Origin of the sequence: Limnothrix sp. FACHB-406 (genome assembly GCF_014698235.1) — a bacterium.
GTDB lineage: Bacteria > Cyanobacteriota > Cyanobacteriia > CACIAM-69d > CACIAM-69d > CACIAM-69d.
In genome coordinates, this window is the sequence record NZ_JACJSP010000002.1 from 265059 (window position 1) to 278005 (window position 12947).

At 47.0% G+C, this 12947-nt stretch carries 11 protein-coding genes; 1 reads left to right on the forward strand and 10 read right to left on the reverse strand.

From position 1 onward, the window contains the following. Positions 1-149 precede the first annotated feature (149 nt). From H6G53_RS03005 to recQ, 4 genes are all read right to left on the reverse strand, one after another. Positions 150-1712 (reverse strand): sensor histidine kinase, encoded by a 1563-nt coding sequence (locus tag H6G53_RS03005; RefSeq protein WP_190808196.1) that lies wholly within the window; start codon positions 1710-1712, stop codon positions 150-152. A 4-nt stretch (positions 1713-1716) separates the two neighbouring features. After that, positions 1717-2268, reverse strand: a complete 552-nt coding sequence (locus H6G53_RS03010) for a heme NO-binding domain-containing protein (protein WP_099532412.1) — start codon at positions 2266-2268, stop codon at positions 1717-1719. A gap of 560 nt (positions 2269-2828) precedes the next feature. Further along, on the reverse strand, positions 2829-3122 hold the full coding sequence (locus tag H6G53_RS03015) for a hypothetical protein (RefSeq protein ID WP_190530874.1): 294 nt from the start codon (positions 3120-3122) through the stop codon (positions 2829-2831). Between the two features lie 14 nt (positions 3123-3136). Further along, positions 3137-5383, reverse strand: a complete 2247-nt coding sequence (gene recQ / locus H6G53_RS03020; RefSeq protein ID WP_190530875.1) for a DNA helicase RecQ — start codon at positions 5381-5383, stop codon at positions 3137-3139. Between the two features lie 298 nt (positions 5384-5681). On the opposite strand from recQ, the gene H6G53_RS03025 reads away from it, so the two are divergent. Next, on the forward strand, positions 5682-6329 hold the full coding sequence (locus H6G53_RS03025; RefSeq protein WP_190530876.1) for a Tfp pilus assembly protein FimT/FimU: 648 nt from the start codon (positions 5682-5684) through the stop codon (positions 6327-6329). 1042 nt (positions 6330-7371) lie between these two features. Here the strand turns inward: H6G53_RS03025 and H6G53_RS03030 are convergent. The 6 genes from H6G53_RS03030 to H6G53_RS03055 all read right to left on the reverse strand — a co-directional run bounded on the left by H6G53_RS03030 (position 7372) and on the right by H6G53_RS03055 (position 12884). Then, positions 7372-8052 (reverse strand): hypothetical protein, encoded by a 681-nt coding sequence (locus tag H6G53_RS03030; protein ID WP_190530877.1) that lies wholly within the window; start codon positions 8050-8052, stop codon positions 7372-7374. Next, on the reverse strand, positions 8045-9766 hold the full coding sequence (locus H6G53_RS03035) for a type IV secretory system conjugative DNA transfer family protein (protein WP_190530878.1): 1722 nt from the start codon (positions 9764-9766) through the stop codon (positions 8045-8047). The genes H6G53_RS03030 and H6G53_RS03035 overlap by 8 nt, the downstream gene beginning before the upstream one ends. 3 nt (positions 9767-9769) lie before the next feature. After that, the gene (locus tag H6G53_RS03040; protein ID WP_190530879.1) at positions 9770-10645 is read right to left on the reverse strand and encodes a Mov34/MPN/PAD-1 family protein; all 876 of its coding nucleotides are present in this window, start codon (positions 10643-10645) and stop codon (positions 9770-9772) included. Positions 10646-10650: 5 nt separating this feature from the next. Continuing rightward, positions 10651-11163: a ubiquitin-conjugating enzyme E2 gene (locus tag H6G53_RS03045; protein ID WP_190530880.1), complete on the reverse strand. Its 513-nt coding sequence runs from the start codon at positions 11161-11163 to the stop codon at positions 10651-10653. A gap of 6 nt (positions 11164-11169) precedes the next feature. Beyond that, a complete protein-coding gene (locus tag H6G53_RS03050; protein ID WP_190530881.1) occupies positions 11170-11418 on the reverse strand; it encodes a hypothetical protein in 249 nt (82 codons plus the stop codon). Positions 11419-11711: 293 nt separating this feature from the next. Beyond that, the gene (locus H6G53_RS03055) at positions 11712-12884 is read right to left on the reverse strand and encodes a ThiF family adenylyltransferase (RefSeq protein WP_190530882.1); all 1173 of its coding nucleotides are present in this window, start codon (positions 12882-12884) and stop codon (positions 11712-11714) included. Between the last annotated feature and the right edge of the window lie 63 nt (positions 12885-12947).

Consider the following 12947-nt stretch of genomic DNA (forward strand, 5'->3'; position numbering starts at 1 on the left):
AATTCCTAATTCTCAATTCCTAATTCTCAATTCCTAATTCTCAATTCCTAATTCTCAATTCCTAATTCTCAATTCCTAATTCTCAATTCCTAATTCTCAATTCCTAATTCTCAATTCTTAATTCTCAATTCTTAATTTTGGGACTATTCCTAAACCGCGCTCTTGCCTTGCAGTTGGGCCGGCTCGATCGGCAGCTCAATCACAAATTCCGTGCCCTGGCAAGGTTCCGAGATGCAGCGCAACCGCCCCCCGTGGCGTTCCGTCACAATTTTGTAGCTAATTGACATGCCCAGACCCGTGCCTCGATGGGCGGACTTTGTTGTGAAAAACGGCTCAAACATCTTCGATTGAATATCTCTGGGCATTCCGCACCCATTGTCACGAATCGAAATGCGCAGCCATCCAGAATTAATCAAAGCTGTTTCAATCCAAATTTTGGGTGATTCTCGTTTTGTGCCCGATCGCGCCGGTAACTCACAAGCCTGATTATGGTCTTCCAGGGCATCGATCGCATTCGCTAAAATATTCATAAAAACCTGATTAATCTGTCCCCCATAACAAGAAATTGGTGGCACATTACCATAGTTTCTAATAATTTCAATGTTCGAGGAAACCTTAGCTTTGTTGAGTCGGCTCTTCAGAATCATTAATGTATTATCAATACCTTCATGAATATCAAACCAATCCAGCGCACTAGCATCCAAGCGTGAAAATTGACGTAACCCCTCCACAATTTCACGAATTCGCTGACTGCCAATCCGCATGGACTGAAGCACCTTTGGAAAATCATCCAAAGCAAAAGCAAGGTTTTCCAAGTCCAAACTAGCCAAAGCCACAGCACCATCCAAAGAATGCTCAGTATCAATGGCTTGATCTTCAGTATTTGAGCCTAACGTGGCTTCACTCAACCAACTCCTGGATGAATTGGCATGGGATATCTCGTGCCATTCCCTTGCTCGGGGAGAGGCTTTTAATAAAATCTGACAAGCCGCTAGCAAATCTTGAGCATAATTGAGGCAGTGATCTAAGTTGCCATAAATGAAATGTAAAGGGTTATTGATTTCATGAACAATGCCTGAAATCATTTGCCCCAAAGTGGACATTTTTTCGGCTTGTACAAGTTGAATTTGTGTTTCTTTTAGCTCCTTCAGTTGTTGTTCAAGCTGGCGAGCTTGTTTTTCCGCCTTAAATCGCAAATGTTCCTGAATGGATAAAGCGTCTTTTAACTGCTCTTGACTAGCAATCAACTGCTGATTGAGAGTCTCCACCTGCTTCACGGACATCTGAGTGGTTTGTTGCAAAAACACTAGATCCGGTGTTACGTCATGAAGCGGAAAATCTTTCAGTTGAATTCCTACATCTGTTAGTTTTTTAGCATCGATCGCGGATGGTGAGCACAGAAAAAGAAAGATTTCTGATTCCAGCAAATCCACCATCTGCCCCTTCAAAACCAAAGATAAATCTCGAGACTCCAGCAGAAAGAGGGATTGTCTTTTTTTAAGAAAGTCCTCAATGCTAATAGACATGCGAGGACGGTTGATCGAAAAATGATCTGCAAATGAGCGTCCCCTCAAGGGGTGGGGATAGATTCGATCGAGCGCTTGCCCCACCTGAACAATTTGCAGTTGATGATTGAGGGCCAAATGAAACGGAAAGAGCTGCACCAGCAACTCTGCTGAAAGGTGGAATGGGGGTAAGGGCAACTGATCCATAGCCCTAGTCAGTGGTGTAGTGGATGAGGAAGGTGTCGCATTCGTCACCCTGAGCGCGATCGGCAATTTGGGTAATTTCCACTTCCGTATCGAAGCGATCGCCCAGCCCTTCAATCAATCCTTCCACCATCGGCCCCAGACCTTGGCGAGTCGATCGATAGTGTAATTCCACCGTGTGATGGCCCACCTGATCACAGTCAAAGGACGGGGGACGAAACGCGGGAAACTGCACCCCTAGCCGCGTGTGCAAATCATCCAAATTGCCCAAAAAATCCACCAAGTTATCACCGCACATATTCATGATTTCTTGGTAGCCCGCTGTTTTGGTGTAACCCACCCAATAGTGGCCAAATTTGCGTAACAATTCCGTTGCAGAAATATCCAGAATAGTGGTCGCCGCTTGCACAATGTTGTGGGTGATGTCGTCAGGATAGGACTTCATCACAAAGAAATGCTCCTCCGAAAGCTGAGCATGGGCCATGATGTCGTCCCAAATCTCCTGGCCATATTGCTCGCACATCATCATCCGCAAGGCGCTGTTAATTAAGCCATACATAAAAATAAAGTGAAATCCTGATCTGACGGAGTAGGGAGTTTTGAGCACATGATCAGCAATTCTGCTTAATCACGTTCATTATATAAAGACGGCAGTTTTGAGCGTCAAGGGATCTTTCTGGTTATCCGAATGGTGCTCAGGAATTTATGAGATTAACTTGGTTAAAATTAATGCCTACGGTCAAAATCAGTTACGGAAACTGACTAGCCAATCATGGTTGTTTTTGAGGACTTTCGTAAGAAATCAAACATGAATTAAAAATAAAGCTTAATTATTTCCGTCAAAAAGTTTTGTGTCTGTGACATTGCGGCATTAGGTTGGCTTGGTACGGGAGGATTGGTAACGAAGTTTGGCGATCTGGATCCATTCCCAGTTGAGAAATCAATGATCTGGGCGATCGTGCGACACTGCATGACTCAATGATGAATTCTTTAATCGCTTCATGCTCTATTAGTGATTAAAGATGATGATGATTCACTCAGTGGCGGAGGAGTTAGCTCAAGGTTCTGCGGCAGGGTCAGCAGTTCAAGCATGGAGCGCCAGATTTCTATCTCCGTCATCTAATCTGCATCCCAAATAATTGCCTCTTGAATTTGATTCATTTCATCGATCGTTTGATCAAAGCTGCCCACTTCGATGCCCTGATCGGCATTAATATCGGCCGCAGAAAGCGTTTGGCGTTTGACTTTGCCTTTTCGCCCTGGAACAGCAATTAAATCTAGTTGAGCAATATAGACCCTCATTTGTTCAGGAGTTAGCAGCTCTTCCGGTTGATATCCCCATTGGTCTCGAATTTTTTGAAGATGGGGTTGGTTGCGATTGAGCATGATTAGATGATTAATTTCCTTAACCAAATAGAAAAAAACAGCTAATGGGCGAGTTCATTCGCAGTTTCGGCTTCCCAGGCGGCGCGGACAAGGCGGATGTCGGCATAGGTGTAGCGCTGTTGCAAGAACTCGTAGATTTCCGTGAGTCGTTGGGCCCCGCAATGGTCGATCGCCCGGACAATTTCTTGCTGGATGTCGGGAGCCACAAAATCATCGATGTCGATCGCGTAGCCTTTGCGGATCAGTTCTTCGATGTGGGTGACGATCGTGGTGGTACGCAGGTTGCGGGCTTCGGCGATGTCCGCCAGGCGTTGGCCCTGTTGGTAGAGTTCCCAGGTGCTGTAGATGGTGGTGCTGACGGCGCGGCTGGTGCGATCGCTGATCCGCTGGTCGATCGCCTTGGCCGGTGAATCCAGGTTGAATTCCTGGCAAAACGCCCCGATCGCCGCCGTGAAGGTTTGGCCGTATTGCTCCAGTTTGCGGCGACCGACTCCGGGCACATCGGCGAACTGCGCCAAATCCAGGGGCCGCAACTTGGCCATGGCCCGCAGGCTGGCATCGGTGAAAACCACGTAGGGCGGCACGTTTTGCTCGTCGGCCAGTTGTTTGCGGAGTTGCCGCAGCCGATCGAACAGGGGTTGTTCTTCGGGGGCCAGGTCTTCGGTGTTGCTGGTGGGGCGATCGCGCCGTTGGGGGGGCACGGCGACCCAAACTTCTCGCTGTTTCCGCAACACTTCCCAACTGAGGGCGTTTAACCGCAAAACCCGATAGCCATCGGTGGTTTCATCGACCAAGCCTTCGTGCCGGAGCGATCGCGCCAGCAATTGCCACTGTTCCGCCGTTCGATCCTTGCCAATGCCGTAGGTCGAGAGTTCCTGGTGGTTATTGCGCAAAATCTTTTCGCTTTTGGAGCCGCGCAACACGTCGATGATGTATTGCGTGCCGAACCGCTCCCGCACCCGCGCCACGCAGGAGAGGAATTTCTGAGCCGGAATCGTCCAATCTTCCAGGGGTTTGGGGTCGCGGCAGTTGTCGCAGCCGTTGCAGTTGCCGGGAAAGGCTTCGCCAAAATAGCCCAGTTGGATTGTGCGGCGGCAGACGGTGCTTTCGGCATAGTCGATCGTCTGGCGCAGTTGCTGTTGGGCGATCCGCTGTTCGTTGGGGTCGGGCTTTTGGCCGATCAAATATTCAATGCTGCGAATGTCGCCCGTGCCGAAGTAGAGGATGCAGCGGGCGGGGTCGCCATCGCGGCCGGCGCGGCCCGACTCTTGGTAATAGCCTTCCAGGTTGCGGGGCAGGTCGTAATGCACCACCAGCCGCACATCGGGTTTGTTGATGCCCATGCCAAAGGCGATCGTCGCCACCATCACCCGCACATCGTCGCGAATAAAGCGGGTTTGGTTGTCGGCGCGGCTCTCGTTGTCCATGCCCGCGTGGTAAGCGAGCGCTTCGATGCCGTCCATTTGTAGCTTGCGAGTCAGCTCGTCCACCCGTTTGCGACTGAAGCAATAGACGATCGCGGAGCCATCGGTGGTACGCAACAGCCGCAGCAGTTCGGGATAGGTGTTGCGATCCTTGGGCCGCACTTCGTAGTAGAGGTTGGGGCGGTTGAAGCTGGCGATGTGGATCCGTGGGTCGCGTAACTGCAACTGGTGCACGATGTCTTGACGGACGCGATCGGTGGCCGTGGCGGTCAGGGCCATGAACGGTACGTTGGGATAGCGATCGCGCAGGCTCCAGAGTTGCCGATATTCCGGGCGGAAGTCGTGGCCCCACTCGGAGACGCAATGGGCCTCATCGATCGCGAATTGGGCCAAGCCGATCGTCTGGTGGATTCGATCGATCAGGGGCAAAAATCCCTCGGTCATCAACCGTTCGGGCGCAACGTAGACCAATTTATAAACATTGTTCAGCAGTTCCAATTCGCGCGATCGCAACTCGGCCACGCCCAAACTGCTGTTCAGAAAGGTGGCGGAAATCCCGTTATCGCGCAGGGCGGCCACCTGGTCTTGCATCAGGGCAATTAGCGGCGACACCACCACGGTCAGGCCGGGTTGCAACAGGGCGGGCAGTTGAAAACACAGGGATTTGCCGCCGCCCGTGGGAATCACGACCAGTTGATCGCGCCCTGCCAGTGCCGCTTCCACAATGTCCCGCTGGCCGGGCCGAAAGCTGCGATAGCCAAAGTACTGCTTGAGGGCCTGATCAAGGTTGGGATCGGTGACCCGATCGGGCGTTGTGGTGGGTTGCCCCGCCGTTTGGTTTGTTGTCTGACCAACCCCGATCATGTTCCTTGCCGCCACTCGCCGTGCAATTCCTTGCTGAATTTAGCCCAAAACGGCAGTCCATACCGATCTCGCTGGGGATGGGCGATCGATCCGGAGCTGGGGTTCAAGTGCGACCTGCCATAAGCCAGAAAATATACCCAGCCAATGTCAAAATAATCACCGATGGGCTGATCTACATCCGGTCATGAACTCTTCCTTTGTGTGGCGGTGGCTTGTGCGACGATCCTGCACATCTGGGCTGCGGCCCGTTGATGATCCGGGTTCAGGATTGGCAACTGGCTCTGTGGTTGTGGGTACTATGGGTGAAGATTCGGGTTCTGGATCGGTTGCTGGCTCCGTGACTTTGGGTGATGGGCGATCGGGCTATCAAACCCAGAAGGCTTCTCACTCAATTTCAGGCTGTTTGATTTCAAATCGCTTGACGGCGGGTGACTCAGCGGTGGGGTTTACGCTGCTGGAATTGCTGATTGTGGCGGCGATGGTGGGCATCCTTAGCGCGATCGCCGCGCCCGTTTGGCTATCTTTTGCGGATAATCAACGCCTCAGCCAAGCCCAGGATGCGGCCTTTCGGACGTTGCGAATTGCCCAAGCCCGGGCCCGCCAAAATCGCCGGGTTTGGGAATTGTGTTTGCGGGACACGGGCCGATCGGTCGAGTTGGCGGTGCAGCCCGCTCGGACAGGTTTTTGTGACAATGCCCGGTGGGAACCTCTGCTGGCGGAGGCCACGGGCACGATCGGTGTGGCGATCGATGTGGATAACAGCACCCTGCGATCGCGCAGTGGCGTTTACCGAATGCAATTCCAAGGCAGCGGCTGGGTGAATGGGCAACTGGGCCGCATCACCTTTCAACTGCGCGATCGGGTGGATAGCCGCCGGAGTTGCGTGTTTGTGTCAACCCTCTTGGGCGCGTTGCGGGGCGATCGCGATCGGGCCTGCTTGCGCTAACTCGCGGGTGGTTGGCTCGCTGGTTTGCGGGCTTCTTTCTGACCAGTACTTTGACATGGAAATAGTGAGTTGGTGAAAATCTTGCAATGCAAGCGATCATTTGTCGCAAGCCATCATAATTACAGACATTGTTAACCTTGGCGGATAAGTGATTTTGGCACAAAAATTATCTCATAAGCACTGCCAATTTTCTATCTTAGTGATGGTGAACCAATCTCTGCACTATTACTAATAGTCGGGTCTCTCATCATGATTTGAAAAAACTCAATAGCTCTTTTTTGGCTCCTGAAAGAAGCAACCTGGATAGCCTGCCGATTAACTGACTTCCTGATCTTCAAATATGCATCTCTACAGTAATTATTTTTGAGATAGCTAAGGGTATTACTATCAGTTCGATTGACAAAAACTGGATAGAAGTTCTGAAGTCCGCGAGGATTGGAATCGCCACACTCTGATTTTGGAAAACTCCAACCTGGATAGTTTTGAGCGGTATTGTTCTGAGGCTGGGTAGATCTTTGGGGTTGGGTCGCCTCAGTTTTGGGCTGTTGATTAGACTGAGAAGCATATATACCGAAGGCGATCCCTATAAGAAGAAGAAGCAAGGCGAAACAGCCACAGCTAGACAAGGAAAAATTATCTGTAGAGGAGGAGCGTGGAGAACTGAAAGACTCTGGAGATCTAGTAGGTGGCGTGCCTCGAAAATTAGGTTCTGTAGTGCTAGGCAGTCTTGGAATATTAACATTACTAGAAGACCCTAGAGATCTAGTGGCGGAAGCACCTTGGGAAGCTGGAGATCTAGGTTGTGTGGGTCTTGGAATTTGGACTGGAGGTGATCTTCTCGCTACTGCTTCTACAAGAGAAGTGTCACCGCACCAGCATTTCCTATAATGTCGCCACGCACTAAGCGTAAGGATTTTTCCACAGCTAGGGCATTTCATGCCATGCTCGTTGACCCTGAAGGTATGGTTAGTGTAGGGGCAACGAATACCTGGTTCAAAACTTTCCATTATTTCTATTTCTACTAACAAGAAATCTCACGACTTTACTTTCTAGTTTCCCTGCTGCCTTTACGCTTTCTTTGAGTAGAGCGTGCCTGGGTACTACCAGATGAAGTTACATTGCTGGCATCATTTCTCCAAACTAGCTGCGATCGCGACTCCGTGCTTAACTCTGAATTGTCTCTCCATACCAGATTTTGGGTTAAGGATTGTTGGTATTGATTCACTAATCGATTCATTCTTTCGTCGCCGTTGGGATCGTAGCTGGAAACTCGTATACCGTGATTGTTACCAGCGTAACCAGAGCTGCCATATGCTTGATTCGCTCGATAGGCAGCTATGCTCTTGATTTGACTCTCTGTCAGGCAAGTATTTTCTTCATTGTTAGATATTCCTAGTGCACGACTTTCTTGATCCGTTAATCTCAGACTTCCATTTTGGTTACGGTCTCTTAAGTCTGCTAAGAAAGCATCACGTCCAATCGTATGATCACTGCCCACTCTTCCTTGAAAGTACCAACACCCGTCCTTTTGCCAATAGTGATCGTGGGAGATTACACTGCCTCTATCGAGGCTGTCTCTATCCCCAGAGCATAGAATTTCCCAGGCACCATCAGGCTGGCGTTTGAACTTGTACCATAGCCCCGTTGATTGATCTAGTTGAATTGCTTGTCCCCAATGACCATTATTAGACATCGTTATTCCCCCATAAATCAAGTCAATCACGCCAGTTTAGTCTCGATCGAGCATCCGCTTGTTCACCTGGACTATTGGCTTGATTACCTTCTCTCCAGATCAGCCTAGAACTGGGTGTTAGACGCATTTGGTTGGAATCTCTCCAATTAAGTCTACCTCTGGATGAAGGATTCCATGTCATACTTGACCTCATGCTTGACTCTAATTGTTCTGTATAGTCAACTAAAAAGGGTTTTCGGCAAGCTGTTTTAGAGTGTACTGTGGCAACAAATGGATCACCAACAGGATACTTAATTTCACGTGCTTCTAGGATGGGGACTAATTCTCGTGAAGTCTCATACCGCTCTCTTGAAGAGCGGGTGCGGAACCAAGGAAACTCATCTTGAGGGTTTGTTTCGTGATGTCTACGTCGCCTAATACTTCGAGGTCTATCCCCAATACGATTAACTAGCCAATTAGCAGTTCCATCGCCTACATTTCGACAAAGGATAACCGTATCAAAGTTTTCCATAACCTGATCGCGATAATCAGGATCAATAAGTTCCAAGCTCTGCGAGGCAATGATTATGCCACCTTTAGCTGAACGAGCTACACTACTAAATTCAGCTATATCAATTTGTTTTTGTATCCTTGGAAATTCATCAAGCCAAAAAGCTATACCCAATCCTCCCGCAGAGTTTGTCCATCTTTCATAGAAAATTGTCATTAAAATATCAATTAGCGCTACGGAGATTTTCTTAGAAATATCCCGTCCTGCAAGCTCAGCCCCAATTACAAACAGGGTTTGACGATTCTGAATATCGCGCAGCAAAATATCACTATGGTTTGTAACCTGCTCAAAATTTGGCCAAGAAAAAAAACTAAGGCTGTCCTGAATAACCCAAGTGAATGCTTGATCTGCATTTTCACTATTCTCTAAAAGCCTTAGTTGAGCTTGGATGGATCGATGTAATTCAGAATCCTGGCATCTTTGCAGTAGCAGGCTTAGCTTGTTTAGGGGATCTTGAGCTATTTCATATACATGCCTTAAAGTTGCGGAATTGCCCATTACCTGCTTAATGAGTATGATCCACTGAGCAATCCAGGTTATATCTCGCGTAGCAAACTGACGATTTTCACCTAAATCATCTGTATTGCCATAGAGAGCCTTCGCTAAAATTTGAGCATCTTGAATAGAAGAAATATTATCTAATAAGTTGATACTATGGCTACGCGAGACTTCTTGAGGAAGTGCGCTCCAGTAGATTACTTGAACACCCCTGCTTTCTGCATATCGTCCCAGCTTATCAATTAATTCTCCCCCCTTGACATCAATCACTATGTTAGATAAGCCAGCATCAATCGCCGACTTTATCCCTGGAATAATAAAACCACCCGTCTTACCAGAGCCTGGTGGCCCAATAATTGCAAGGTTTTTATAGATACTGTTCTCCTGTAGCCAAATATTCTCACCTGAGCGAGTACGACCACGAGATATGTCTAAAAATTTGCCAACATTAAATACAGGCTGTGTTGCCAACCTGTCATGATTCTTCAAAATTCTCGCGTTGTGGAAATTTGACCCTGGGTTTCTTAGGATATTTGTAATTTCATTGAGAGTGGCAGTTCCCGAATAATCTCTCAACTCATGAACATCTATATCCGTTGGAGGTAGAGAGTCAAGAGGCCCAATAATGGTCTCACCGCCCCCAACAAGAGAACGAAGTCCCCATCGCAAATTCTCGAGTGAGTCCTGCCATGTCATGATCTATCTTCCACCTCCAAGAATAAAACGGGAAAGCCGTTCGAGTAAATTATTAAGAACATCGAGTATAGAAAGAACGCTCCACCCAGAATTTTCAGGATCTTGCCTTGAATTAGTATCTTGAGTAAAGTTTGCTGTCTCTGGATTAGATGCATCCTCCTCAATATTTCTATTTACCTCAGGTTTAGGTACAGGTAGTCGAGGCAATTCCACTCTTCTGGTTACTAATGGCTCTGAGGTCTCTTCATTGATTGGGGATGCATTGGGCGGAGATTCATTGGGTAAAGATATTGAGCTACTGAGATAGACAGGGCTTAACCGCTTACCCTGTTCTCCATAGAAATATCCTATTTCGCGGCGAATTGGATCATATACAGCCGCAATTTGCCAAATCTTCCCAAAGGAAAGCCTCTGAGTATTTAGATCTGTTCCAGACAAAAATATTCCATGTCCTGGATGAGAATGATACCAACCAACAATTGTTGTTTGTGGATAATGCTCTTTTTGGGTTCTGAGGATTTCCTGCCAACATTCAGGTGTAAATCTGAAGTGAACTCTATTACCTATTGTATAAGGAGCAGGAATAGAGCCTACTATCTCTGTATAGTGTTTTTGCTCGGCAGAACAGTAATAAGCATTGCCAACTAGAGCACCGCCTGTTTCATTGTTTGGATCAACCGAAAGATGATTGATTAATTGGTTCTCTGCACTTTGATCAACGAAGATCAGCATTTCTGAGGGGTGATCTGTTTGCTGAGTCAGAGAGCTTCTTCTTTGTCGATTATCAATTAGTTGATCTCTGCTTTTTAGAAATGAACTAAGCGCATGATTACGCGGCTTATACACATCAGCATCATCTCGCCATTGCAGTTGAGACATGAGGATTACCTCCAATTTAACTGACGAGATGACTGGCTCGTGGAAGAGTTGGAACTGAAGGGGAAAAGATGGCGATTCAAATTCGCCCATTTCGCTGCTTCTCCATTAGCTGGAGTGCCAAATCGGAGATTTTCATACTGGAGCATCCCAATCACTCTTTTCACTAAAGCGTCTAGTGGATGACTCATGATCATCAACTCACTACCTTGGAAACAGAAGCGTCCACTAGAAAAAACATTGGGATGAAATATCGGTGTTGTGAGCTTTACGGTTGGAAGCTCTCCAGGATCTGGGTAAGCTGCAGGAAACGAGCTAATCTCCAGAATATGATTGGTTCGATACTTTGGCGCTCCGCTGCTTACGGATTCAACGCTCTTGCAGTTAGAAATCTGGAGTCGGTAATACTCTAGGGGGCAACTACCTTCAATCATTTGGATCTTGACCGGCTCACTGAATGCACAGAGAATTTGCAGGGCGCGATAATCATTTGATAAGCGCTCATTACGAATCGATGACATTTCTTCTCAGCCTCCTTCAGCTTCAGGTGTAAGAATGAAAACAGAGCCTGACTCGATGCCTGCACCTTGAAACGTATCAGAGTCTCTCATTACCTTGTTCGTCTTTTCAAGAACAAGAGAACAAGGAACAGTTGACAGCCCAGCTAATTCTTGAGCAGCTTGCCTAAAGTCTCCTAAAAGCATATCGGCTGGAACATCAGTTGTTTTACGGAAATCACCACTGAGGTTTCTCACGGTTACGGTAACTTGGTTCATTTTCATACTCCTCAAGTAGAGTTTAGTTCGTGCAAGGCTGACAGCCTACTAGAATAGCAACAACCCATTGATTGTACATAGGTTAAGTCACAAAGAGTAGTGTCTTCAGATTCAACAATTTTAAGCCTTTCTGTCTGATTTTCTAAAATAAAAATACGATCAGATAAAATGCCATTGTTTGAGCTGGAAATAGTACTTAAATCGAGAAGACTTTTTTGACTTCTCTTCAGATCATACCACTTGGAACACCAGTAATTCTAGTCCAATCTGAACGTGAAATCTTGATCTCAACGTCAAGCCAGTTCATGGATTGTCTCATTTTCAAGGTTTGTCAAGTAAATTTGATAAATCTCCTCATCATCATGAATGTTTTTATGAATAAATCGGACAATTTCATGAGCGCAAAGTTTAAAGAAAGAAAATGGCTTTTGAGCATCTTTATGATTGGATTCAACATAGCAATAATGATGCATCTCTCTACGATTGCCACATTTAATGCAAAAGCTTTTACTCTGTGTAACTTGGTCTCTAAGGTTGACTATTAGCTCAGTGCTACCACACTTTTCACAAGTAACGCTGGATATAAAATCAAACGGAAGTTCTAGTCTCCATCCGTCGCGCAAACTCAGCTTTTCGGCAACATAACCTGGACTATGAGATAGACTGAATTGACAAAGATTTTCATCTTTGTTCTTGGGAATTGAATAATGGTCAGGGCATTCCTTGTCTACAAAAAACTCAACAGTTCGGAATCCAAGTGGTTGACTCACTGGCAGAATCAATTGCGTTCCTGGCTGTAAGTTGCTGCTTCCTAATAGAAGCTGAATTACTACTTCAGCTTGGTAAGCAGCTACAACAGAAGCAGTCATAATCGTTGTTGCCAGCTTTGGTTCCCGATAATCATCTCTTAAAAGACCACATGAGTAGCTCTCGTTAAGGCGCTCCCATGCTGATGTGTCCATCTTGCAACGATAGCAAGCAGTCTCAGGTTCTCTAGGATCAAAAAGAGCCACATTTCCTGAGTAATGGTTGATTCCACCATCAACCCATGGAACTCCAACGGAGTAGCATCTTTTATTAAGTAATCGCCGTGCTCTTACACTGTCTAGGCAGCCTACTACTACATCCATTTCACGGAGTAAACCACGACCAAAATCTGTTTCTAATTTTCCGACTACAGGGTGAATGTGAATATCTGAATTCAGGTCTTTGAGTCGTTGAGTAACAACTTCAGCTTTATATTTACCAATGTCAGATTCTCTGAATAGTACAGATCGCGTCAGGTTATGAATTTCAATAGTGTCATAATCAATAACCCAAATATGCCCCACTCCAAGCAGGGCAAGGTTTTTAAGCACCTCGTTTCCAAGTGCTCCGCATCCCACGACAGCAACTCTTGCCGCTGCTAACCGTTCTTGCTTCCAGTTTGGGATGAGGCTATGTCGAGCATAGCGTTCTTCAGACATAGTGTGATCTTGTATTCGCCAGTATGTATATACTGGCTTTCCTTTACAAGTGTTGTCAAGTAA